General features: G+C 71.4%; 23 protein-coding genes. 19 read left to right on the forward strand and 4 right to left on the reverse strand.

What is annotated here, in order from left to right; all coding sequences use genetic code 11:
* Positions 1-6 precede the first annotated feature (6 nt).
* From cobO to A3Q40_RS06900, 5 genes are all read left to right on the forward strand, one after another.
* Positions 7-627 (forward strand): cob(I)yrinic acid a,c-diamide adenosyltransferase, encoded by a 621-nt coding sequence (gene cobO / locus A3Q40_RS06880; protein ID WP_068100701.1) that lies wholly within the window; start codon positions 7-9, stop codon positions 625-627.
* Positions 624-2,024 carry a cobyrinate a,c-diamide synthase gene (locus A3Q40_RS06885; RefSeq protein WP_068100703.1) on the forward strand — a complete coding sequence of 467 codons (1,401 nt, stop codon included), beginning with the start codon at positions 624-626 and terminating at the stop codon, positions 2,022-2,024. Before cobO ends, A3Q40_RS06885 begins: the two co-directional genes overlap by 4 nt.
* 59 nt (positions 2,025-2,083) lie before the next feature.
* Positions 2,084-3,778 carry a DUF7800 domain-containing protein gene (locus A3Q40_RS06890; RefSeq protein WP_068105503.1) on the forward strand — a complete coding sequence of 565 codons (1,695 nt, stop codon included), beginning with the start codon at positions 2,084-2,086 and terminating at the stop codon, positions 3,776-3,778.
* A gap of 61 nt (positions 3,779-3,839) precedes the next feature.
* Positions 3,840-5,075, forward strand: coding sequence for a uroporphyrinogen-III C-methyltransferase (gene cobA / locus A3Q40_RS06895; protein WP_068100705.1), 1,236 nt, complete (start codon positions 3,840-3,842; stop codon positions 5,073-5,075).
* Positions 5,076-5,086: 11 nt separating this feature from the next.
* Positions 5,087-6,571 carry an MFS transporter gene (locus A3Q40_RS06900; RefSeq protein ID WP_068100707.1) on the forward strand — a complete coding sequence of 495 codons (1,485 nt, stop codon included), beginning with the start codon at positions 5,087-5,089 and terminating at the stop codon, positions 6,569-6,571.
* Positions 6,572-6,632: 61 nt separating this feature from the next.
* On the opposite strand, the gene yaaA is transcribed toward A3Q40_RS06900, so the two are convergent.
* Positions 6,633-7,370 carry a peroxide stress protein YaaA gene (gene yaaA, locus A3Q40_RS06905; protein ID WP_068100709.1) on the reverse strand — a complete coding sequence of 246 codons (738 nt, stop codon included), beginning with the start codon at positions 7,368-7,370 and terminating at the stop codon, positions 6,633-6,635.
* 55 nt (positions 7,371-7,425) lie between these two features.
* Between yaaA and A3Q40_RS06910 the strand changes: the two genes are divergently transcribed.
* Together A3Q40_RS06910 and A3Q40_RS06915 are read left to right on the forward strand one after the other, a co-directional pair.
* Positions 7,426-9,183, forward strand: coding sequence for a proline--tRNA ligase (locus A3Q40_RS06910; RefSeq protein ID WP_068100711.1), 1,758 nt, complete (start codon positions 7,426-7,428; stop codon positions 9,181-9,183).
* The gene (locus tag A3Q40_RS06915; RefSeq protein WP_068364569.1) at positions 9,180-9,794 is read left to right on the forward strand and encodes an O-methyltransferase; all 615 of its coding nucleotides are present in this window, start codon (positions 9,180-9,182) and stop codon (positions 9,792-9,794) included. Before A3Q40_RS06910 ends, A3Q40_RS06915 begins: the two co-directional genes overlap by 4 nt.
* A 3-nt stretch (positions 9,795-9,797) precedes the next feature.
* Here A3Q40_RS06915 and A3Q40_RS06920 read toward each other — a convergent pair whose 3' ends face one another.
* Together A3Q40_RS06920 and A3Q40_RS06925 are read right to left on the reverse strand one after the other, a co-directional pair.
* Entirely contained in the window at positions 9,798-10,241 is a 444-nt protein-coding gene (locus tag A3Q40_RS06920; protein WP_068100715.1) for a ferritin-like domain-containing protein, read from the reverse strand.
* A gap of 28 nt (positions 10,242-10,269) precedes the next feature.
* Positions 10,270-10,782, reverse strand: a complete 513-nt coding sequence (locus A3Q40_RS06925; RefSeq protein ID WP_235606493.1) for a hypothetical protein — start codon at positions 10,780-10,782, stop codon at positions 10,270-10,272.
* Positions 10,783-10,950: 168 nt separating this feature from the next.
* Between A3Q40_RS06925 and rimP the strand changes: the two genes are divergently transcribed.
* The 11 genes from rimP (at position 10,951) to truB (ending at position 21,765) form a co-directional block, all read left to right on the forward strand.
* Positions 10,951-11,637, forward strand: a complete 687-nt coding sequence (gene rimP / locus A3Q40_RS06930) for a ribosome maturation factor RimP (RefSeq protein ID WP_068100717.1) — start codon at positions 10,951-10,953, stop codon at positions 11,635-11,637.
* Positions 11,634-12,635, forward strand: coding sequence for a transcription termination factor NusA (gene nusA, locus A3Q40_RS06935; protein WP_068100719.1), 1,002 nt, complete (start codon positions 11,634-11,636; stop codon positions 12,633-12,635). The genes rimP and nusA overlap by 4 nt, the downstream gene beginning before the upstream one ends.
* Complete coding sequence (locus tag A3Q40_RS06940) at positions 12,587-13,117, forward strand: YlxR family protein (protein WP_201132952.1); 531 nt, start codon at positions 12,587-12,589, stop codon at positions 13,115-13,117. Before nusA ends, A3Q40_RS06940 begins: the two co-directional genes overlap by 49 nt.
* Positions 13,118-13,219: 102 nt before the next feature.
* Positions 13,220-16,042 (forward strand): translation initiation factor IF-2, encoded by a 2,823-nt coding sequence (infB, locus tag A3Q40_RS06945; RefSeq protein ID WP_068100721.1) that lies wholly within the window; start codon positions 13,220-13,222, stop codon positions 16,040-16,042.
* 76 nt (positions 16,043-16,118) lie between these two features.
* Positions 16,119-16,409 carry a DUF503 domain-containing protein gene (locus tag A3Q40_RS06950; RefSeq protein WP_068105508.1) on the forward strand — a complete coding sequence of 97 codons (291 nt, stop codon included), beginning with the start codon at positions 16,119-16,121 and terminating at the stop codon, positions 16,407-16,409.
* 18 nt (positions 16,410-16,427) lie between these two features.
* The gene (gene rbfA / locus A3Q40_RS06955) at positions 16,428-16,889 is read left to right on the forward strand and encodes a 30S ribosome-binding factor RbfA (protein WP_068100723.1); all 462 of its coding nucleotides are present in this window, start codon (positions 16,428-16,430) and stop codon (positions 16,887-16,889) included.
* Positions 16,886-17,851 carry a DHH family phosphoesterase gene (locus tag A3Q40_RS06960; RefSeq protein ID WP_068100725.1) on the forward strand — a complete coding sequence of 322 codons (966 nt, stop codon included), beginning with the start codon at positions 16,886-16,888 and terminating at the stop codon, positions 17,849-17,851. Before rbfA ends, A3Q40_RS06960 begins: the two co-directional genes overlap by 4 nt.
* Positions 17,848-19,191 carry an MATE family efflux transporter gene (locus A3Q40_RS06965; protein ID WP_068100727.1) on the forward strand — a complete coding sequence of 448 codons (1,344 nt, stop codon included), beginning with the start codon at positions 17,848-17,850 and terminating at the stop codon, positions 19,189-19,191. Before A3Q40_RS06960 ends, A3Q40_RS06965 begins: the two co-directional genes overlap by 4 nt.
* Before the next feature lie 4 nt (positions 19,192-19,195).
* The gene (locus A3Q40_RS06970) at positions 19,196-20,146 is read left to right on the forward strand and encodes a metallophosphoesterase family protein (RefSeq protein WP_371829371.1); all 951 of its coding nucleotides are present in this window, start codon (positions 19,196-19,198) and stop codon (positions 20,144-20,146) included.
* A complete protein-coding gene (locus A3Q40_RS06975; RefSeq protein WP_068100729.1) occupies positions 20,143-20,820 on the forward strand; it encodes a 4'-phosphopantetheinyl transferase family protein in 678 nt (225 codons plus the stop codon). The genes A3Q40_RS06970 and A3Q40_RS06975 overlap by 4 nt, the downstream gene beginning before the upstream one ends.
* Positions 20,821-20,847: 27 nt before the next feature.
* Positions 20,848-21,765, forward strand: coding sequence for a tRNA pseudouridine(55) synthase TruB (gene truB, locus A3Q40_RS06980; protein ID WP_068100731.1), 918 nt, complete (start codon positions 20,848-20,850; stop codon positions 21,763-21,765).
* Here truB and A3Q40_RS06985 read toward each other — a convergent pair.
* Positions 21,762-22,571, reverse strand: a complete 810-nt coding sequence (locus A3Q40_RS06985; RefSeq protein WP_082833803.1) for a metal-dependent transcriptional regulator — start codon at positions 22,569-22,571, stop codon at positions 21,762-21,764. The two genes, truB and A3Q40_RS06985, sit on opposite strands and share 4 nt — an antisense overlap.
* Between A3Q40_RS06985 and A3Q40_RS06990 the strand changes: the two genes are divergently transcribed.
* Entirely contained in the window at positions 22,510-23,472 is a 963-nt protein-coding gene (locus tag A3Q40_RS06990; protein WP_074922304.1) for a bifunctional riboflavin kinase/FAD synthetase, read from the forward strand. The genes A3Q40_RS06985 and A3Q40_RS06990 overlap by 62 nt on opposite strands.
* Positions 23,473-23,496: the final 24 nt, after the last annotated feature.

A 23,496-nucleotide genomic window follows, 5' to 3' on the forward strand; every position in this document is an offset into this window, starting at 1 on the left:
GTCCCCGTGCCCCGAGGTGTGCCGCTGCCCGGCAGCGTTCCCGACGACGGTCTGACCACCCGGCAGCGTCGCAACCAACCCGTGCTCGCCGTCCACACCGGCGCCGGGAAGGGCAAGTCGACCGCCGCCTTCGGGATGGCGCTGCGGGCGTGGAACCAGGGTTTCGACGTCGCAGTCTTCCAGTTCGTCAAGAGCGCGAAGTGGAAGGTCGGCGAGGAATCGGTCTTCCGCACGCTCGGTGACCTGCACACGAGTACCGGTGCCGGCGGCGCGGTCGAGTGGCACAAGATGGGGTCCGGCTGGTCCTGGTCGCGCAAGCAGGGCGACGAGGTCGACCACGCCGAGGACGCCCGCGAGGGCTGGCGTGAGATCGCGACGCGCATCGCGGAGGAACGGCACCGTTTCTACGTCCTCGACGAGTTCACCTACCCGCTGCACTGGGGGTGGATCGACGTCGACGAGGTGGTGCAGACGCTCACCTCCCGGCCGGGGAATCAGCACGTCGTGATCACCGGTCGCAACGCGCCGGCCGCGTTGATGGACGCCGCCGATCTGGTGACCGAGATGGCGAAGGTCAAGCACCCCATGGACGCCGGCCGCAAGGGCCAGCGCGGTATCGAGTGGTGACCGAGTCCCTGGCGGCCGTCGTGGTGGCCGCTCCGTCGTCGGGAAGCGGCAAGACCACGATCGCCACGGGCATCATGGGCGCGCTCCGCCGGGCCGGGCATCGGGTCGCCCCGTTCAAGGTGGGACCGGACTACATCGACCCCGGCTATCACGCGGTGGCGGCCGGGCGCCCCGGGCGCAATCTCGACGCGGTGATGGTCGGCGTCGACGCCCTGGTCCCGATGGTGCGGTGGGGAGCGCGGGACTGCGATATCGCGGTGGTCGAGGGCGTGATGGGGCTGTTCGACGGGCGGATCGCGCCCGACGACACCGCCGCCGTCGGTCCGGCCGCGGAGGGATCCACCGCCGCGGTGGCGACGACGATCGGGGCGCCGGTGATCCTCGTGATCGACGCCCGTGGACAGAGCCAGAGCGTCGGCGCGGTGGTGCACGGCTTCGCGACGCACGACCCCGGCGTGCGCCTGGGCGGAGTGATCCTCAACAAGGTCGGCAGCGCGCGTCACGAGGCCGTGCTCCGGCAGGCGTGCGAGCGGGTGGGCGTGCCCGTGATCGGCGCGATCCCGCGGTCCGGCGCCCTCGACGTGCCCTCCCGCCACCTCGGCCTGGTGACCGCTGCCGAGCACGGGACGGCGGCGGTGGCCGCGGTCGACGCGATGGCGGCGCTGGTGGCCCGACACGTCGATCTCGACGCGGTGGTCCGGCTCGGGCGCACGGCGTCCGTGCCGGCGGCGACGCCCTGGTCGCCCGACGCCGCCGTCGGCGAGGTCCCCTCCGGCCCGCGTCCGACGATCGCCGTGGCAGGTGGGCCCGCGTTCACCTTCGGCTACACCGAGCACCAGGAGGTGCTCGTCGCCGCGGGTGCCGACGTGGTGACGATCGACCCGCGCCACGACCGGCTGCCCGACGGTGTCGCGGGCCTGGTGGTGCCGGGCGGTTTCCCCGAACTGCACGCGGAGGACCTCGCCGCGAACGAGGCGTTGTCGACGGACGTCCGTGCCCTTGCCGACCGCGGCGCGCCGATCCACGGCGAGTGCGCCGGGCTGCTCTACCTCGCCGCCGCCCTGGACGGCCACGCGATGGCGGGGGTGTTCGATCTGGACGCGGAGTTCGGGTCGGGTCTGACTCTCGGCTACCGCGACGCCGTCGCGCTGACCGACTCCGTGCTCTTCGACGCCGGGACCAGAGTGACGGGTCACGAGTTCCATCGCACGCGCGTCGTGCGCGCCGGCGACCACGCCCCGGCGTGGGGATGGCGGCGGGACGGGGTGACGGTACGCGAGGGTGCGGTCAGCGTCTCGGGACGCGTGCATGCGTCCTACCTGCACACCCATCCGGTGGCGACGGCGTCGGCGCTGACGCGCTTCGTCGGGGCCGCTCGGTCCGTCCGCTTCGGGTGAATCCCCCGAATTTCTCCGGGTCGCTCGCCATCCCCGCCGGGAGTGGCACTCTGGACGGAATGACGGACATCGACGGCCGACTCCTCCTCGGCCCCCTGGTGCGCTACGTCGACTGCGACCGCGCCACGTTCTGGGTCGAGACCGATCGCGCCTGCACGGTGGCGGTGCAGACGCGGGCCGACTCGGGCGAGACGAGGCGCGTCGAGGAACCCACCTGGGGCCTGCACGGCCATCACTACGCCCTCGTCGCCGTGGAGGGCCTGCCCGCGGACTCCGTCGTCGACTACACGGTCTCGATCGACGGTGACCAGGTGTGGCCCGCGGCCGGACGTCGTGCCGTCGTGCACACGCAGCGATCCGACGGTCCGATCACGGTGGCCTTCGGATCCTGTCGCCGAGGGGACACCTACAGCGAGGAGGCGCTGACGCGCATCGGCGCGGACGCCCTGGTGGGGCTGGCCGATCGCGTGCGGGACCAGGAGTCGTCGCTCTGGCCGGATCTGCTCGTCTTCCTCGGCGACCAGGTCTACGCCGACGATCCCTCGCCGGAGATCGTCGACCGCCTCCACGCCCGCCGGGCAGCCGGGGAACGGGTGGCCGGTGCACGGTCGGAGGAGGTCGAGGACGAGATCTGCGACTTCGAGGAGTACACCTGGCTCTACCAGGAGTCCTGGGGGGATCTCCGTGTTCGCGAGCTCCTGGCCACCGTGCCGACGTGCATGATCCTCGACGACCACGACCTGCGGGACGACTGGAACTCCTCCGCCGACTGGCGGGCGGAGGTCACGCGGGCCCCCTGGTGGGAGGACCGGGTCATCGGCGCCTTCTCGTCGTACTGGGTCTACCAACACCTGGGCAATCTGTCCCCGCAGGAGCTCGAACAGGACGAGATGTACGCCGCGGTGCGGGCGGCGACATCGGACGCCGAGCGGGAGAAACTGCTCGCGGAGTTCGCGCTGCGGGCCGACAGCGAGCCGTCGTCGGCACGGTGGAGCTACCACCGTGACATCGGCAACACCCGACTGATCATGATCGACTCGCGGTGCTCGCGGGACCTGAGGCCGGAGCGGCGGGCGATGGTCGACGACACCGAGTGGGCCTGGGTCCGGGAGAAGGCACTGTCGGCGGACACCGAGCACGTCCTGCTCGGCTCGTCGTTGCCGTTCCTCATGCTGCCGGGCCTGCACAACATCGAGCAGTGGAACGAGGCGGTCGCGCAGGGCGCGTGGGGTCGTCGAGCGGCCGCGGTGGGGGAGAAGCTGCGGATCGCCCTCGACCTCGAGCACTGGGCGGCGTTCGGCACGTCGTTCGCGGACATGGTCGATCTGGTCGACGAGCTGGTCACCGGGCCGCGGGCCCCGCGTTCGCTCGTGTGGCTCTCGGGTGACGTGCATTGCTCCTACGTGGCCCGAGCGGAGACCCGCGTGCCGACGTCCACCGCGCTCTATCAGCTGACGATGTCGCCGTTCCGGAACCCGCTGGATCTGCCGATTCGAGCCGTGAACCGCCTCGCGATCCGCCGACCCGTGGCGCGGGCGCTCGAACGGCTCGCGCGCCGCGCGAAAGTGGAACCCGTGCACGCGCGCTGGGAGACCGAGGCCGGTCCGTGGTTCGACAACGGCGTGATGTCGCTCACCACCGACTCGCAGGCGTTGCATCTGCGCGTCGACCACGCGGCGGTCGCCGACGGGCGACAGACCTTGCGCACCACCGCGGAATTCGACCTCACGCCGTCGGGCGCACGCCGCCGCTGAGCCCGTCCCGGGTCCCCGGTCGCCCGGCCGGTCACGCGGTGCTGCAGTAGGGTTCCGCGACGTGGATGCGACCGATTCCCCCTACTTGGTGGGGCTGAACCTGGCCGGTCGCCGCGTCGTGGTCGTCGGCGGCGGCAGTGTCGCGCAGCGCCGACTGCCGTTGCTGATCTCGTGCGGCGCGAAGGTGACCGTGATCGCGCGGGAGGCGACACCGGCCGTCGATGCCCTCGCCGATTTCGGGCAGATCGAGCTCGAGGTGCGTGACTACCGCGACGGCGACCTCGCCGGTGCCTGGTACGCCATCGCCTGCACGGACGAGGCCGACACCAACGCCGCGATCGTGGCGGAGGCCGAGCGGGATCGAATCTTCTGCGTGCGGGCCGACGTCGCCCGCGACGGCACCGCCGTCACGCCCGCCAGCGCGGAGTACGACGGTCTCACCGTGGGAGTCCTCGCCGGCGGCGAGCATCGTCGGTCCGCCGCGGTCCGCAACGCGGTGCTCGACGGACTGCAGTCGGGCGCGATCGCGGACGCGGCGGAGCCCGAGGTGGCCGGCGTCGCACTCGTCGGCGGCGGCCCGGGCGATCCGGATCTCATCACCGTGCGCGGTCGACGGCTGCTGGCCCGCGCCGACGTCGTGGTCGCGGACCGGCTCGCTCCGCCCGAGCTGCTGGCCGAACTCGGCCCCCACGTGCAGGTGATCGACGCCTCGAAGATCCCGTACGGGCGCTTCATGGCGCAGGAGGCCATCAACGACGCCCTGATCACCCACGCCAAGGCCGGCAAGTTCGTCGTGCGGCTCAAGGGCGGCGATCCCTACGTGTTCGGACGCGGCTACGAGGAGCTCGAGGCCTGCACGGCGGCGGGTGTGCCCGTCACCGTCGTCCCCGGCATCACCAGTGCGATCTCGGTCCCGTCGGCCGCGGGGGTGCCGGTGACTCACCGGGGCGTCACGCACGAATTCGTCGTCGTCAGCGGGCACCTGCGGCCCGACCATCCCGAGTCGTTGATCGACTGGCCCTCGCTCGCTCGCCTGCGCGGGACCCTCGTACTGCTCATGGCCGTCGAGCGGATCGACTCGTTCGCCGAGGTGCTGATCGCGCACGGTCGGCCCGCCGACACCCCGGTCGTCGCGATCCAGGAGGGGACGACGCGGTCGCAGCGCGTCGTCCACGCCGACCTCGAGACCGTCGCGGACCGGGTCCGCGAGGAGAACGTCCGACCGCCGGCGATCATCGTCGTCGGGCCCGTTGCGGGTTTTCCGGCGCGGATCGGGGATCTCGTTCCCGGGCAGTAGAGTGGCGCTCCATGTCCGCCTCCCAACACGTCGCGCCGATCGGGTATCCGGTGACGACCCGCGCGTTCGGACCGGCCATCGTCGCCCTCGGCGGCATGCAGTTGATGGCCGTGTTGGACGGCACCGTCATCAATCTGGCCCTCGCTCCACTGCAGGCGGAGTTGAACCTCTCGGACGCCGGACGCAACTGGGTGGTGTCCTCGTACGTCCTGGCCTTCGGTGGCCTCATGCTGCTCGGTGGGCGGATGGGCGACTCCTTCGGCCGCAAGCGCATGTTCCTCACGGGCGTCGCGCTGTTCACCCTGGCCTCCGCCGTGTGCGGCCTGGCCCAGAACGAGGCCATGCTGGTCGGTGCGCGCATCGTGCAGGGCGCCGGTGCAGCCGTCGCGTCACCCACGGCGTTCGCCCTGGTGGCGACGACGTTCGCGCCCGGTCCGGTGCGCAACCAGGCGATCGCGATCTACGCGGCCATGACCGGGGTGGGGTCGTTCTCGGGGCTCATCATCGGCGGTGCGCTCACCGAGGTGTCCTGGCGCTGGATCTTCCTCATCAACGTGCCGATCGGTCTGGCCATCCTCGTGGTCGGTGCCCGCGCACTCGTGGAGACGGCGGCCGAGCGCACCGCGCTGGACGTCCCGGGGGCGGTCCTGGCGACGTTGGGTTCGACAGCCGTGGTGTTCGGCATCGTCGAGGGGCCGGAGCGGGGGTGGACCGACGCCGTCACCGTGGCATCCGTTCTGATCGGACTGGCGCTGCTCGGCGCGTTCCTCGTGGTGGAGCGCCGCGCGAGCAACCCCCTGCTGCCGTTCGAGCTGTTCCGTGACCGCGACCGGGTCGCGACGTTCGCGGCCATCTTCTTCTCCGGCGGCGCCCTGTTCGCGATGACCGTGATCGTGGCGGTGTTCGTCCAGGACGTCCTCGGCTACAGCCCGCTGCACGCGGGCATCTCGTTCATCCCGTTCGGCGGCGGGATGGCCCTGGCCGCGGTCACCTCCTCGTGGCTCGCGCCGCGCGTCGCGCCGCGGTGGATCGTGTTCACCGGTGCGGTTCTCACCGTCGGATACCTCATCTTCGCGTCCCGCATCGACGTCGACGCGTCGTACTGGTCCGATCTCTTCCTGCCGATCGGCGGCATCGGGTTCGGCGTCGGCCTCGCGGTCATCGCGCTGCCGCTCTGCGCGATCGCTCAGGTGCGCGCAGAGAACATCGGACCGCTGACGGCGATCTCGCTGGTGGCCCAGAACCTCGGTGGACCGCTGGGTCTGGCGGTGGTCAGCGCGATGGCGGCGGCGAAGACGATGTCCCTCGGCGGGGTCACGGGGTCGGCGGTGTCCATGACGGAGGAGCAGGTGCGGGTGCTGGGCGAGGGGTACACCTTCGGGCTCCTCGGCTGCGCCGGATTGGCGGCCGTCGCGGCCGTGTCGGCCCTCTTCATCCGCTACAGCGCGGCGGACGTCGCGTCCGCCAAGGCGGCACAGGAAGCCGCTCGCGGCTGACGCCTGACACAGGAAGCCGTTCGCGGCTGACGCGTGACACAGGAAGCCGCTCGCGGCTGACTCAGGTCACCACCGTCAACAGTGTCGGGGAGGTGACCTCCACCCGCAGCCCGGCGGCGCGGGCGACGCGAGCGAGTCCGCGCACGTCGCTCGGCTCGGCGCGCGTGGTGGTGAGTGCGCGGGCGAGCAGGCCCTTGTGGTGCTTGTTGAAGTGGCTGACCACGGCGCGGGTGCCGTCGGGCTTCTCGGTGACCACGGTGGCGGTCACGGCTCGGGGCACGGGCCCGAGGTCCTGGTAGGCGCCGGACCGCAGGTCGACGACCACCCCCTGCGCGGCGGCGGCGAGCGCGTCGCCGAGGTGCGGCTTCCAGTGCGAGCGGAGCGTGCCGAGGCCCGGCAGGGTGGTGCCGCCGGACAGTCGGTACCAGGGCACGAGGTCGGTCGCGCGGACGGCGCCGAAGAGCGCGGACCCGATCCAGAGGCGCTCGGCCGCGCGGGCCCGGCCGGCCCGGGTGAGTGACGGCGCGTCGAACGCGTCGTACAGCACGCCGGTGTAACGCTCGAGTGCCGGTGCCGTCGGTCCGGTGCGGAGGTCGCCGTTGCGGACGGCGTCCGCGCCCTGTGTGGCGCCGAGTCCGAGAATGCGCGGGGCGTCGGGATCGTCGGCGAGAGCGACGACGGCGTCGACCACGGTCTCGCGGGCAGGCGTCAGCTCGGGCAGCGCGAGGGAGTCGAGGTCGAGGGGGCCACCGGTGCCGCCGTCGGACTTCGTCTCGGACGGGGGCAGCAGGATCAGCACGGTCGGCAACCCTACCGAGAGGGAAACACGCCCTCACCCACTAGGCTCGTCGGCTGTGATCACCCGCCTGTCCCACCTGTTCCTGCGCACCCTCCGCGACGATCCGGCCGACGCCGAGGTGCCCAGCCACAAGCTGCTCGTGCGCGCCGGTTACGTCCGCCGCGTCGCCCCGGGTGTCTACTCGTGGCTGCCGCTCGGCCTGACCGTGCTGCGCCGGGTGGAGCAGGTCGTGCGCGAGGAGATGAACGCCATCGGTGCGCAGGAGATCTCGCTGCCGGCGCTGCTGCCGCGCGAGCCCTACGAGGTGACGGGCCGCTGGACCGAGTACGGGGACGGGCTGTTCCGGCTGAAGGACCGCAAGGGCGCCGACATGCTCCTCGGTCCGACCCACGAAGAACTGTTCGCGCTGACGGTCAAGGGCGAGTACTCGTCCTACAAGGATCTCCCGGTCACGCTCTATCAGATCCAGACAAAATATCGCGACGAGGAACGTCCGCGCGCGGGGATCCTGCGCGGCCGCGAGTTCGTCATGAAGGACTCGTACTCGTTCGATCTCGACGAGGCCGGCGCCAAGGCGTCGTACCACGCGCACCGTGAGGCCTACCAGCGCATCTTCGACCGGCTGGGTATCTCGTACGTCGTCGTCGCCGCGACGTCCGGCGCGATGGGCGGCAGCGCGTCCGAGGAGTTCCTGGCCGAGTCCGAGATCGGCGAGGACACGTTCGTCCGCAGCCCGGAGAGCGGGTACGCCGCCAACGTCGAGGCCGTCGTCACCCCGGCGCCGCCGTCGCGGCCGATCGACGGTCTCCCCGCGGCCGTGGTGCACGAGACGGGATCCACCCCGACCATCGCGACCCTGGTCGACTGGGCCAACGGGGCCGACCTCGGTCGGACGGTCACCGCGGCGGACACCCTGAAGAACGTGCTGGTGAAGACCCGTGTCCCCGGCGGCGAGTGGGAACTGCTGGCCATCGGCGTGCCCGGTGACCGCGAGGTGGACGCCAAGCGCCTCGAGGCGTCGTTGGCGCCGGCGGAGTTCGAGCTGTTGGGGGACGCCGATTTCGCCGCGAATCCCTTCCTGGTGCGTGGGTACATCGGCCCGAAGGCACTGCTGGCCAACGGTGTTCGGTACCTCGTCGACCCCCGGGTCGTGCCCGGTACCGCGTGGATCACCGGCGCGGACGAGCAGGGCAAGCACGTGGTCGACCTGGTGGTCGGTCGCGACTTCACCCCCGACGGCACCATCGAGGCCGCCGAAGTGCGCGACGGCGACCTCGCTCCCGACGGCCGCGGCACTCTGGTCTCCGCCCGCGGCATCGAGATCGGCCACATCTTCCAGCTCGGCACCAAGTACACCGACGCCTTCGCCGTCGACGTCCTGGGGGAGAACGGCAAGCCGGTCCGCCTGATCCAGGGTTCCTACGGCGTCGGCGTCTCCCGCCTGGTCGCGGTGATCGCCGAGCAGATGCACGACGACAAGGGGCTGCGCTGGCCCGCGTCGGTGAGCCCCGCGGACGTCCACGTCGTCATCGCCAACAAGGACGAGGGTGCGCGCGCCGGCGCCGAGTCGCTCGCCGCCGACCTCGACGCGCGTGGACTCGACGTGCTGCTCGACGACCGGCCGAAGGTGTCGCCGGGCGTCAAGTTCAAGGACTCCGAGCTGATCGGCGTACCGCTCACCCTCGTGGTCGGCCGCGGCTGGGCGGACGGCACCGTGGAGATCAAGAACCGATTCGACGGGTCCACGCGCGAGATCGCGGCCGACGACGCCGTGAGCGAGATCCTCACCGCGACCGGGCGCGGCAGCCGGTGACGACGCCGGGGCCCATCTCGGCCACCGAGACCAGGCTGGCCGGCACGTTCGACGAGCGGTCCGCGGGCGACAAGCTGGCCTCGGTCATGGCCCGCACCGTCGGCGCCAAGCGTGTCCTCATCGTCGATCCGGTGGACGGCGAGTCCACCGCGCACGCCGTCCGCGCCGTCGGGCCACGGGGGCGAGTGGTCACCCTGGTGGCCACCGAGGCGGCCGCGGACACGGTGCGCTCGTCGCTCGACGAGGAGCTGGCGGCGCGGGTCGACCTCATGGTCGGTGAGCCGCTGACCACGCTCGCCCGTATTCGCGCGGACGACGACTCGCTGTTCGGAGTGATCGACCTCCACCTCCGTCGTATCGCCCGCGACGGGCCCGTCGACGCGGGCGCTCAGTACGTGGAGTGGGCCCTGGTGCTCGGCCGTCCCGGCACCGTTCTCATCGCGGACGGTGTGGTCGGCGACGGCGCCGTCGACACGGACGGGCCGGCGGGTGACACGCTGCGCGCCATGCTGAATCTGGTGGCGGCACACCCGCGACTGGACGGCACGGCGGTCCAGACGGTCGGGGTGCACGGACGCGACGGGCTCCTGCTCGCCGTCATCACCGACTGAGCGTCAGGCGGGTGTGCCGGGGAACGCGACCGTCGACGGGAAGATGCCGAGAATGGCCCGCCACGACGCGGCCCGGCGTGCGGCATCGGTGAGGGCGACGACGGCGGCTTCCCGCGTCGGTGCCGACCGCGCCCGTTCGATGACCGACCGCCACGCGACGGCGGTGTCCTCCTCGACCTGTTGCGCCAGGCGCGCTGCGGCGACGGCGTCGGTGACCGGGAACGGCACCGTGTAGCCGGCCGCGGCGGGTGGCGCGTCGACGTCGGCGGCGGTCAGTGCGTCGATCGTTGCGTCCCGGCGAGCGCGGTGGTCGGCGGCGTACTGGGCGACCAGCGGGTCACGGGTGGGGTTGGAGAACGCCGCCACGACGCCGTAGGCGAAGACAGCCGCGTGTTCCGCGGCCAGAGCATCCACGAGGGCCTGCTGTTCGGGTCCGAGGTCGGTCACGAGGTCGCCTTCCGTGGGTGGCTGCCGGTCATGCCTGGACCGCTGCCGCGACGAGAGTGCAGGACGCACTGATCGACCCGAGCAGCCCGCCGCGGTATCCCTGCGTCGACCGTGCCAGGGTGGCCGCACGCTGGGCGGACTCGGTCAGGTCGTCGCGCAGTTGCGCGAGCGTGGGGATGTCGCTCGGTTGGACCGGGGCGGTGGTGGACGGCGTCGTGGTGGCGGTGACGGGGGTCGCGCGCACGATCTCCGCGTCGAGTGCGTCGGCGTGCGCGGTGCGCTGATCCGCGATGACGGTCATGGTGTCCACCAGGTCCGGACGATCGGCCAGCACGGCCCGCGCGGAGGCGGCGTCGGCACGCGCCCGTCGAGCCTCGGCCAGCAGGGGATCGGGTTCGGCCGGAGATGCCTCGTCGGCGCTGCTGCATCCTGTGACTCCGGCGAGCACCGCCGCGCCCCCCAGCGTCGCCGACGCCCGCAGAACCGTGCGGCGCGAGACGGCCGGGGTGCGTGAGCGGAGGGTGCGGTCGACGGGGGACACGACGCACATCGTGCCAGAGGCGCGGGCGACCACACCGTGCCAGAGGCGCGGGCGACCACACCGTGCCGTCGCCCGCGTCGACACGCGGTATCGTGGTCACCTGCCGTGACACGGGTCGAGGTCGATCCGTGTGTACACCCCACAACTTCACGAGGAGTCCTGCGCGCGATGCCGGTGCCGTCCAGAGACAGGGTGATCGAGCTGATCTCCGCGCACGCCGCGAGTCCCGGGTTCGCGGAGGGGGAGTTCGACGTCGAGGACGTCACGGTCTCCCGAGCCGGCAGCCGCAGTGTCGTGAAGATCGTCGTGGACCGCGACGCGGGCTTCGAACTCGACGTTCTCGCCGCGATCAGTCGGCAGATCTCCGAGGTGCTCGACGCCGCGACCGAATTCGGCGACAGCCCGTACACGCTCGAGGTGACCACTCCCGGCATCGATCGTCCGCTGACCGAACCGCGGCACTGGCGCCGGGCGCGTGGGCGTGCGGTCACGGTGACGCTCGGCGGTGAGACCGTCGACGGGCGCGTCGGTGAGACCGTCGACGGCCGAGTCGGGGAGGCCCGCCCGGACGCGGGGGAGATCGACCTCGTGATCAAGTCGCGGTCCGGCCCGCAGGTGCGCACCGTTCGCGCGGCGGACGTCGTCTCCGCGGTGGTGCGGGTCGAGTTCTCCCCGCCGAGTCCGGCCGAACTCGAACTCGCGGGTGGGGTCACCCCCGGCCGCTACGACCCGCTCGATCCCCCGGACGAGCCGACGGATCTCGACGTCCACGACGACGATGCCGATCCGGACGCCGATCCCGACACCGCCAGCGCCACCGACACCGACCAGTCCAGTGAAAGCCGACACCAGTGAACATCGACATGACGGCCCTCCGCGCGATCGAGGCGGACAAGGGCATCACCACCGAGGCGGTCATCGAGACGCTGCAGACCGCTCTGCTGACCGCGTACAAGCACACCGCCGGGTACCGCTCCGATGCGCGAATCGACGTCGACCGTCGTACCGGGCAGGTGCGGGTGATGGTCCGCGAGACCGACGAGGACGGCAACTTCGTCGCCGAGGTCGACGACACGCCGGAGGGGTTCGGTCGCATCGCGGCGACCACGGCTCGTCAGGTCATCCTGCAGCGGCTGCGCGACGCCGAGAACGAGAAGTCCTTCGGTGAGTTCTCCACACACGAGGGCGAGATCGTCGGCGGTCTGGTCCAGGCGGACGCTCGCCTGAACGCGCGCGGAACTGTGGTGGTCCGGGTGGGCAGCGACGCGGGCGGTCTCGACGCGGTGATCCCGCCGGCCGAGCAGGTGCCGGGGGAGACCTACGAGCACGGTGATCGCATCAAGTGCTACGTGGTGGGCGTGGCGCGTGGTCAGCGTGGGCCACAGGTGACGCTGTCCCGCACGCATCCGAACCTCGTCCGCAAGGTGTTCGCCCTCGAGGTGCCGGAGATCGCCGACGGGTCCGTCGAGATCGTCTCCGTCGCGCGGGAGTCCGGCCACCGGTCGAAGATCGCCGTGCGGTCGACGGTCGCGGGCCTCAACGCGAAGGGTGCCTGCATCGGCCCGATGGGTCAGCGGGTGCGCAACGTGATGAGCGAACTCGCCGGCGAGAAGATCGACATCATCGACTACGACGACGATCCGGCGACCTTCGTCGGCAACGCTCTGTCGCCGTCGAAGGTCGTGTCGGTCACCGTGGTCGACGAGGCCGCGCGGGCCGCTCGGGTGATCGTGCCCGACTACCAGCTGTCCCTGGCCATCGGCAAGGAGGGCCAGAACGCCCGACTCGCCGCGCGGCTCACCGGATGGCGCATCGACATCCGAAGCGACGCGGCGGTGGACAGCACCCCGTGACGGGCGGTGACGACGGCCCGGCCCCGGGCGGTGTCGACGGCCCGGCCCCGGGCGGTGGCAACACCGGTGGGAATACCGACCCGGAATCCGCGTTAGACTGTGACACGGCTCGACGCACGGTGGATTCCGCTGCATCCGGCGCAGGTACTCCCGTTCCCCAGGGACCGGTTCGCACGTGCGTAGGATGCAAACGGCGCGATTCGCCGTCCGCCCTGGTTCGTATCGCGGTCGTTCTCGACGAGAACGGCGGTGCGCGGGCCGTGGTCGATCATCGTCGGAGGCTGCCCGGTCGGGGCGCGTGGTTGCATCCCGATCCGGACTGCTTCCAGCAGGCGGAGAAGCGTCGCTCCCTCGGTCGCGCGCTCCGCGTCACCGGTCCTCTGGATCGGTCCGCGGTGGTCTGCGATCGGACGACGATCGACCGGCCGACCGGCCGCGGCAACTCGCCGCGCCACGAGGAGAACAGGTTCACGAATTCATGAGCACACCGTGAAGCACCGACGATGAACATCGTGTCGAGATAACCCGAGGTCGTGCGGGCGCTCCTGGTCGGAGCCGCGCTCGACCTCTCAGTGAGGAGAGCAGTGGCAGGCAAGGCCCGCGTGCACGAGCTGGCGAAAGAGCTCGGTGTCACCAGTAAGGATCTACTCGCTCGCTTGAAGGAGCAGGGCGAGTTCGTGAAGTCGGCGTCGTCCACGGTGGAAGCACCCGTGGCGCGACGTCTGCGTGAATCGTTCCCCGCCGCGAACGGTGGTGCCTCGGCGCCGGCGTCCGGCGGCAACGGAACCTCGGGCGGCGCGTCCGCCCCCAAGCCGGGTGCTCCGCGCCCCGGCCCGAAGCCGGCTCCGCAGGCGCCGGCAGCACCGGCTGCACCGACCCCGGCTCCGCAGGCTCCGGCCGCATCGGCGCCGACTCCGGCACCGCAGCGTCCGGCTGCGCCGGCCCCGTCGGCACCGGCTCCCGCTCCGCAGGCCCCGGCCGCGCCCGCCGCGCGCGCCGATGCTCCTGCGCGCCCGGCCGCTCCGGGTCCGAAGCCCGGCCCGAAGGCGCCGCGCGTCGGCAACAACCCGTACTCCTCCGCTCCGACCGAGCGTCCGGCACCGCGTCCGGCTCCCGGTCAGGGTGGTCCGCGTCCCGGCGCACCGCGTCCGGCTCCCGGTCAGGGTGGTCCCCGTCCCGCCGGCGGTGCGGCTCCGCAGGGCGGTGCCGGTCGTCCCCCGGCCGGTCAGGGTGGCCCGCGTCCCGGTGGTCCCCGGCCTAACCCCGGCTCGATGCCCCCGCGCCCGAACCCGGGTGCCATGCCGTCCCGCGCCGCACGTCCGGCCCCCGGTGCCGGTCGTCCGGGTCGTCCCGGCGCGCCCGGTGGTCGTCCCGGCGGCGGTGGCTACCGCGGCGGCGGCGCACCCGGTGCTCCCGGCGCCGGTGCTCCCGCGGCCGGCGGTTTCCGCGGTCGTCCCGGCGGCGGTGGCCGTCCGGGTCAGCGCGGTGCCGCGGCCGGTGCGTTCGGTCGTCCCGGTGGCGCTCCGCGTCGTGGACGCAAGTCGAAGCGGGCGAAGCGCGCCGAGTACGAATCGATGCAGGCGCCGGCCGTCGGTGGCGTGCGGTTGCCGCGAGGCAACGGTGAGACCATCCGTCTCGCTCGTGGCGCGTCGCTCTCGGACTTCGCGGACAAGATCGACGCGAACCCGGCCGCCCTGGTCCAGGCGCTGTTCAACCTCGGCGAGATGGTGACGGCGACGCAGTCGGTCAACGACGAGACGCTCGAGCTGCTGGGCAGCGAGATGAACTACGTCGTCCAGGTCGTCAGCCCGGAGGACGAGGACCGCGAGCTGCTCGATTCCTTCGACCTCACCTACGGCGAGGACGAGGGCGGCGAGGAGGACCTCGAGTCCCGCCCGCCGGTGGTCACGGTCATGGGTCACGTCGACCACGGCAAGACCCGACTGCTGGACACGATCCGCAAGGAGAACGTCCGCGAGGGCGAGGCCGGCGGCATCACCCAGCACATCGGTGCGTACCAGGTGCTCACCGAGCTCGAGGGCAACGAGCGTCTGGTCACGTTCATCGACACCCCCGGTCACGAGGCGTTCACCGCCATGCGTGCCCGTGGTGCGAAGGCCACCGACATCGCGATCCTCGTGGTCGCGGCCGACGACGGCGTCATGCCGCAGACGGTGGAGGCCATCAACCACGCGCAGGCCGCGGACGTGCCGATCGTGGTGGCGGTCAACAAGATCGACAAGGAGGGCGCGGATCCGGCGAAGATCCGTGGCCAGCTGACCGAGTACGGGCTGGTGGCCGAGGAGTACGGCGGCGAGACCATGTTCGTCGACATCTCGGCGAAGCAGGGCACCAACATCGATGCGCTGCTCGAGGCCGTGCTGCTGACGGCGGACGCCTCGCTGGACCTGCGGGCCAACCCGGACATGGACGCGCAGGGTGTCGCCATCGAGGCGCACCTCGACCGTGGCCGTGGCCCGGTGGCCACCGTGCTCATCCAGCGCGGAACGCTGCGGGTCGGCGACTCGATCGTCGCCGGCGATGCGTACGGACGCGTCCGTCGCATGGTCGACGAGCACGGCGACGACGTCGCCGAGGCGCTGCCGTCGCGGCCGGTGCAGGTGGTGGGCTTCACCTCCGTGCCGGGTGCCGGTGACAACCTGCTCGTGGTCGACGAGGACCGCATCGCACGCCAGATCGCGGACCGCCGCAATGCGCGCAAGCGCAACGCGATGGCGGCCCGCAGCCGCAAGCGGATCAGCCTGGACGATCTCGATGCCGCGCTGAAGGAGACGTCGCAGCTCAACCTGATCCTCAAGGGCGACAACTCCGGCACCGTGGAGGCCCTGGAAGAGGCGCTGCTGCAGATCCAGATCGACGACGAGGTGGAGCTGCGCGTCATCGACCGCGGTGTCGGTGGTGTCACCGAGACCAACGTCAACCTGGCGTCGGCGTCCAACGCGATCATCATCGGCTTCAACGTCCGTGCGGAGGGCAAGGCCACCGAGCTGGCCAACCGCGAGGGCGTCGACATCCGGTACTACTCGGTCATCTACCAGGCGATCGACGAGATCGAGAAGGCGCTCAAGGGCCTGCTCAAGCCGGTCTACGAGGAGGTCGACCTCGGTCGGGCGGAGATCCGCGCGATGTTCCGTTCCTCGAAGGTCGGCAACATCGCCGGTTGCCTCGTCACCTCCGGTGTGGTGCGCCGCAACGCGAAGGCCCGCCTGCTGCGCGACAACGTCGTGGTGGCCGAGACGGTCACCATCTCCTCGCTCCGGCGGGAGAAGGACGACGTGGTCGAGGTTCGCGACGGGTACGAGTGCGGTCTGACGGTGACGTACTCCGACATCAAGGTCGGGGACATCATCGAGGCGTACGAGTTGCGGGAGAAGCCGCGCGACTGATCGATCGACGGACACGGGCGTGGCCCGCGGTGATTGCCGCGGGCCACGCCCGTCCCGCACACACGAGGTGACGTACATGTTCCTGGGAGCCCTCGAGCTCGACATCCTGCTCGGTGACGTGCATTCGCTGAAGGAGAAGCGGTCGGTGATCAAGCCGGTCGTGGCGGCGTTGCAGCGCTACGGAGTGTCGGCGGCCGAGACGGGGGAGCAGGAGCGTTACCGTCGCTCCATGGTGGGCGTGGCCGTCGCGACGGCCGACGTCTCGCATCTTCACCAGGTGCTCGACACCTGCGAACGGCACGTGGCCGGCCGGCCCGAGCTGCAATTACTCGCCGTCCGGCGCCGCGTGTTCGGGCCGGAGGACTGACCGAGAGGGAGGCGCGTCGTGGTTGACCAAGCCCGCGCTCGTAAGTTGGCCAAGCGCATCGGCGCCATCGTGGCGACGGCCATCGATCACGAGATCAAGGACCCTCGCCTCGCGTTCGTGACCGTCACCGACACCAAGGTGACCCCGGACCTGCACGACGCCACGGTGTACTACACCGTGCGCGGCGAGACCCTCAACGCCGAGCCCGATTTCGTGTCGGCCGCCGCCGGTCTGGAGAAGGCCAAGGGCGCACTGCGCACGAAGGTCGGGGCGGGCACCGGAGTCCGCTTCACCCCCACGCTGACCTTCGTGGCGGACACGGTTCCGGACGCGGCGCGCCACCTCGAGGAGTTGCTCGAACGCGCTCGTCGCAGCGACAGCGAAGTGGCCGCGGCCGCCGCCGGCGCCACCCCGGCGGGAGACGCCGATCCGTACAAGGCGCCGCGGACCGACGACGCCTCGGCCACCGACGAACGGTGACCGATCTCCCGGCCGCGGATCTTCGGGCGGCCCTCGACGTCCTCGACGCCGCGTCGACGGTGACGGTGCTGTGCCACGTCCAGCCGGACGCCGACACCATCGGCAGCGGTCTCGCGCTGGCGATCGCGCTCGATCGCCGTGGTGCGTCCGTGCAGGTCGCGTTCGCTGCGCCGTCCCGCCTTCCCGATTCCATGGTGGGTCTGCCCGGAACCGAGTTCGTCACCGCCCCCGACGAGGTGCGCACCGAGGTCGACCTCGTCGTCACCGTCGACGCCGGGAGCCGGGAGCGGCTGGGGTCCCTCGGCGACCGACTCGACGGCGCAGTCTCTCTGGTGATCGACCATCACCGATCGAACACCTTCTACGGCACCCACCACCTCGTCGACGCGTCGGCGGAGTCGACCACCGCCGTCGTCGCGGCCCTGTTCGACGCGGCCGGCATCGTGGTCGACCGCGATCTGGCCCACTGCCTGTTCGCCGGGCTGGTCACCGACACCGGGTCCTTTCGCTGGGTCAGGCCGGGGTCGCACCTGCTGGCGGAACGGCTGCTGGCCACCGGGATCGACGGCGCGGCCATCACGCGGTCCCTGCTCGACACCCACCCGTTCGGCTGGCTGCCCATGCTGGGGCGCGTGCTCGGTTCGGCGCGGCTGCTGCCGGACGCGGCGGGCGCCCGCGGGCTGGTCTACGCGGTGGTCCGGCTGGACGACGTCGGCGGGCTGCGATCCGAGGAGATCGAGAGTGTGGTCGACATCGTCCGCACCACGGCCGAAGCCGAGGTGGCCGCGGTGTTCAAGGAGAACGACCGCGGGTGGTCGGTGTCGTTGCGCTCGAAATCCGCGGTGGACGTCTCGACCACCGCGACGACGCTCGGCGGCGGTGGCCACCGCTTCTCGGCCGGATACACGGTCACCGGCGACGTCGACGAGGCCGTGGCGGCGCTCGTCGCCGCGCTGGAGTGACGCGGCCCGACGGACGGGTCTCGGCGCGCACGCTCTTCGGCCTCGCCTTTCCCGCGTTGGGCGTTCTGGTCGCCGAGCCTCTCTACCTGCTGCTGGACACGGCGATCGTCGGTCGGCTGGGGTCGGTGCCGCTGGCCGGCCTGGCCGTCGGCGGTCTCGTGCTGGCGCAGGTGAGCACGCAACTGACGTTCCTCTCCTACGGCACCACCGCCCGCGCCGCGCGTCTGCACGGGGCCGGCCGGGACGACGACGCGAAGAACGAGGGTGTGCAGGCCACCTGGCTGGCCGTGGGTATCGGCCTGCTCCTGGTGGCGATCGTGCAGGTCCTCGCCGGGCCGATCACGTCGGTGCTCGGGGGCGGCGGGGAGATCGCCGACCGCGCCGAGTCCTGGCTCCGCATCGCCGTGCTGGGGGTGCCGTGCATTCTCGTGACAATGGCGGGCAACGGCTGGATGCGTGGTGTGCAGGACACGGTGCGCCCGCTCCGCTACGTCGTGCTGGGCCTGGGTCTGTCCGCGGTGCTGTGCCCGGTCCTGGTCCACGGCGTGGTCGGACCGCCGATGGGGCTCGAGGGTTCCGCCGTGGCCAACGTGGTGGGGCAGAGCGTGTCGGCGGCGGCGTTCGTCGGGGCGGTGGTGCGTGGTCCGCGAACTCGCTCGGTCCGACCCGACGCCGCGATCGTGCGGAAGCAACTGGTGCTCGGCCGTGATCTGATCCTGCGGTCGATGGCGTTCCAGGCGTGTTTCCTCTCGGCCGTCGCGGTGGCCTCGCGTTTCGGCGCGGGCGCGGTCGGCGCGCATCAGGTGGTGCTGCAGCTGTGGAACCTGACGGCGCTGATGCTCGATTCGCTGGCGATCGCTGCGCAGTCGCTGGTGGGGGCCGCTCTCGGTGCGGCCCGGCGCGCGGCAGCAGTGCGTGTTGCGCGCGACGTGACGGCGTGGTCCGTCGGCTTCGCCGTCGTGCTGGCGGCCGTGTTCGCCGGGCTCGTGGGGCCGCTGCCGCGAGTGTTCACCGCCGACGAGTCGGTGCTGACGTCGATCGACTCCGTGTGGTGGATCTTCGTGGCGATCGTGCCTATCGCCGGGGTGGTGTTCGCCCTCGACGGCGTGCTGCTCGGCGCCGGCGACGCGGCGTACCTGCGGACCGCGACGCTGCTGAGCGCGCTGGTCGGGTTTCTCCCGATGATCTGGCTGGCCCTGGTCCTCGACTGGGGGCTGCCGGGAATCTGGGTGGGCCTCGCCGTGTTCGTTACCCTGAGAGCCGCCGCGGTGGTCCACCGGACCCTGTCCGGCCGGTGGACCGTCACGGGCGCCGACCGTACGACGAGCGAAGGACCGTGATCAGGTGCCGCAGCAGGTGGAAGAGAAGACCCCGACACTCTGGGCGGTCAGCGACATCCACGTCGGGCATCGGGGCAACCGCGAGGTCACGGAGTCGATCGTTCCCGCGTCCCCCGACGACTGGTTGATCGTCGCCGGCGACGTGTCGGAGAAGACCGACGACATCGAGTGGGCCCTGTCGCTGCTGGCGAGCCGGTTTCACACGGTCATCTGGGTCCCGGGAAACCACGAGCTGTGGACCACCGTCAAGGATCCCGTGCAGATGCACGGCCAGGCCCGGTACGACTACCTGGTCACCCTGTGCCGGTCGCTGGGCGTGCTGACGCCGGAGGATCCTTTCCCGCAGTGGCCCGGGCCGGACGGCCCCGTCACGCTGGTGCCGATGTTCCTGCTCTACGACTACTCGTTCCTGCCGGAGGGCACGTCGACCAAGGCGGACGGGTTGGCCCTCGCCCGGGAGCGCAACGTGGTCGCGACGGACGAGTTCCTCATCACCCCGACCCCGTACGCGACCCTCGACGCCTGGTGCGCCGCGCGGCTCGACTACACCCGCGGTCGCCTCGCCGATCTCGAGCCGGGCACGCCCACGGTGCTGATCAACCACTGGCCGCTGGTACGGCAACCCACCGACGTGCTGTTCTACCCGGAGTTCGCGCTGTGGTGCGGGACGACGGAGACGGCGGACTGGCATCTGCGCTACCACGCGGTGTGCTCGGTGTACGGGCACCTGCACATCCCCCGAACCACGTACTACGACGGGGTGCGCTTCGAGGAGGTGTCGGTCGGCTACCCGCGCGAATGGAAGCGCCGTGGCCTGCCGGACAACCCGCTGCGACAGATCCTGCCGGTTCCCGAGTACCCGCCGGGCAGCCTGAACAAGTGGGGCGGCCACTTCACGGTGACGCCGGAGATGGAAGCGGAAGTGGAGAAGATGACGGATCGGAGGCGGCGATGAGCGAGGCGGTCCTCGGCACGATCCTGCCGACCGGCGTGGCCGCGGAGGAACTGTTCGAGGATCCGCCCGGTCTGGAGCCGCACCCACGCGAGGCGCATCTGATCGAGAAGGCCGTGGACAAACGGAAACGGGAGTTCACCTCGGCTCGCCACTGCGCCCGTCTCGCCCTGGGCCGTCTCGGTCTCGACCCGGCGCCCATCCTGCGCGGCGACATGGGGTCGCCGGTCTGGCCTAACGGGGTGGTGGGAAGCCTCACCCACTGCGACGGCTATCGCGCCGCCGCGGTGTCCTACGCCCTCCGGTTGCGGTCGGTGGGTATCGACGCCGAGCCGCACGAGCCGTTGCCGGACGGGGTGCTCGACGCGGTGAGCATCGCCGCCGAGCGTGACGTTCTGGCCACCCGCACCGACGGCGAGGTGCACTGGGACAAGCTGCTCTTCTGTGCCAAGGAGGCGACGTACAAGGCCTGGTACCCGCTGACCGGTCGCTGGCTCGGCTTCGAGGACGCGCACATCACCTTCGAGCGTCAGGACGAGGAGGGCGCGCCCACCGGGTCCTTCCGGTCCGAACTGCTGGTCCCGGGTCACACCACCTCCGGTGCGCCGCTGACGGCGCTGAGCGGTCGGTGGATCGTCACGGACGGGTTGGTGCTCACCGCGGTCACGGTGACCTGAGAACACCGTCTGGCACACTTCTCGCTCGTGCCCGACCACACTCCACCGCCCTCCGGACTCGACGGTGCCGGCCTGCTCGTCGTCGACAAGGCCGGTGGTGTCACCAGCCACGACGTGGTGTCGGCCTGCCGCAAGGCGTTGCGCACCCGCCGAGTCGGTCATGCAGGGACCCTCGATCCCATGGCGACGGGGGTGCTGGTGCTCGGAGTGGAGCGCGCGACCAAGATCCTGGGCCTGCTCTCGCTCACCACGAAGGAGTACACGGCGACGATCCGTCTCGGCAGCGCCACCACGACGGACGACGCCGAGGGCGACGTCGTCTCACGCGGTGACGTCGCCACCGTCCGCGACGACGCCGTCGACGACGCCGTGGCGGCGCTGACCGGCGACATCGAGCAGGTGCCGTCGAGCGTCAGTGCCATCAAGATCGACGGGCGTCGGGCGCACGCGCTGGTCCGGGAGGGCGAGACCGTCGTCATCCCGGCTCGGCCCGTCACGGTCTCGCGGTTCGAGATCCTGCGACGTCGACGGTCCGACGAGGCGATCGATCTCGACGTGCACGTGGAGTGCTCGTCGGGAACGTACGTGCGGGCCCTCGCCCGTGACCTCGGAGCCGCGCTCGGTGTCGGCGGCCATCTGACGGCCCTGCGGCGCACCCGCGTCGGTCCGTTCACGCTCGAGCACGCGCGCACTCTCGACGAGGTGCGCGCGGATCCGCACGTGAGTCTCGACATCGACGCCGCGGTGGCGACGGCCTTCCCGCGCCGCGACATCTCGGCGGCGGAGGCGGAGTCGCTCAGCCAGGGACGGTGGCTCGACCCCGTGGGGATGGCCGGTGTCTACGCGGCGGTGGGGCCGGACGGGCGCACGGTGGCCCTGGTGCAGGAGCGCGGCAAGCGGGCGGGCTCCGTGATGGTGGTCCGCCCGGCGACTCTCGGCACTTAGCCGGGGTCGGCGGTCATCCAGATCGCCTCCGCGGCCACGGTGCCCAGCTCGACGGTGGTGTCGCCGTCGCCGAGCGCGACCGACACCGTGCCGGCGTAGTCCCGACGCTCGACCATCGTGATCACCAGGTCCAGGGCGATGCCGATGCTCTCGAAGTACCGCAACATGTCGGGGTCGGAGTCGGAGATGCGCGCGACGTGCCCCGCCCGACCCGCGGCGAATTCGGCGAGCGGGACCGCGGGCGGGGCCGGAATCGTGCCGTCCACGGTGGGAATCGGATCGCCGTGCGGATCGCGGGACGGGTGACCGAGTTTCGCGTCGATGCGGTCCACCAACAGGTCCGAGACGGCGTGTTCGAGCACCTCCGCCTCGTCGTGGACCTCGTCCCAGCCGTAGCCCATCTCGTCGACCAGCCACGTCTCGATGAGGCGATGCCGACGCACCATGGCGACGGCGGCGCGGCGGCCGTCCTCGGTGAGCGTGATCGCGCCGTACCGGGCGTGGTCGACCAGACCCTGATCGGCGAGTTTGCGCACCGCCTCGGAGACAGTGGACGGCGAGACGTTCAGACGCGTCGCAAGCAGCTTGGTGCTGACCGGTTCCTCGGAGTACTCGCCGGCGGTCCAGATGGTCTTGAGATAGTCCTGCGCGACCGTGGACAGGGCGGGGGCGGACACGCGAGACAGCTTAGCGCCGGGGCCACACCGGGACGCGCTCACACGCGGGGCCGTAGGCTTGGCGGCTGTGGAGAGATGGCGTGGTCTGGAAGACGTACCGGCCGACTGGGGTCGCTGTGTTCTCACCATCGGCGTGTTCGACGGAGTGCACCGTGGTCACGCACAACTGATCGGCCTCGCCGTCGAGCTCGCGGCGAAGCGCGGGGTGCCGGCCGTGCTCATGACGTTCGATCCGCACCCGATGGAGGTGGTGCGCCCCGGCAGCCACCCCGCTCAACTCACCACGCTCACCCGGCGCGCCGAACTGGCCGAGGAGCTCGGCATCGACGTCTTCTGCGTCATGCCCTTCACGCGCGAGTTCATGAAGGTCACGCCGGACAGTTACATCCACGACATCCTGGTCGGCCGCCTGCACGTCGTCGACGTGGTGGTGGGGGAGAACTTCACGTTCGGCAAGAAAGCGCTCGGCACCGTCGACCTGCTCCGCGAGGCCAGCCGCAAGTTCGGTTTCGGGGTCGAGGGTCTGAGCCTGCTCGCGGAGGACGCGGTCACGTTCTCCTCCACCTACATTCGCTCGTGCGTCGATGCCGGTGACGTCGCCGCGGCCGCGGCCGCGCTCGGCCGACCGCACCGCGTCGAGGGCGTCGTCGTGCACGGGGACGGGCGGGGACGCACCATCGGCTATCCCACCGCCAACGTCAAACCCCCCATGCACGCGGCCATTCCGGCGGACGGCGTCTACGCGGGCTGGTTCACCGTGCTGGGGGCCGGGCCGGTGACGGGCACGGTGACGCCGGGGGAGCGGTGCCGGGCCGCGATCTCCGTCGGCACCAATCCCACGTTCTCGGGGCGTACCCGCACGGTGGAGGCGTTCGTGCTCGACGGCGACGCCGATCTCTACGGGCAGCACGTGGCCGTCGATTTCGTCGAGCGGGTGCGCGGTATGGAGACGTTCGCGTCCGTGGACGAGCTGGTCGCCCAGATGGATCGCGACGTCGTGCGAACGCGTGAGGTTCTCGCCGCCGGGTAGCGGCCTGGTAATCTGGTCGATCGT

It is taken from the genome of Rhodococcus sp. PBTS 1, assembly GCF_001620025.1.
In the GTDB taxonomy this organism is placed as follows: domain Bacteria; phylum Actinomycetota; class Actinomycetes; order Mycobacteriales; family Mycobacteriaceae; genus Rhodococcoides; species Rhodococcoides kroppenstedtii.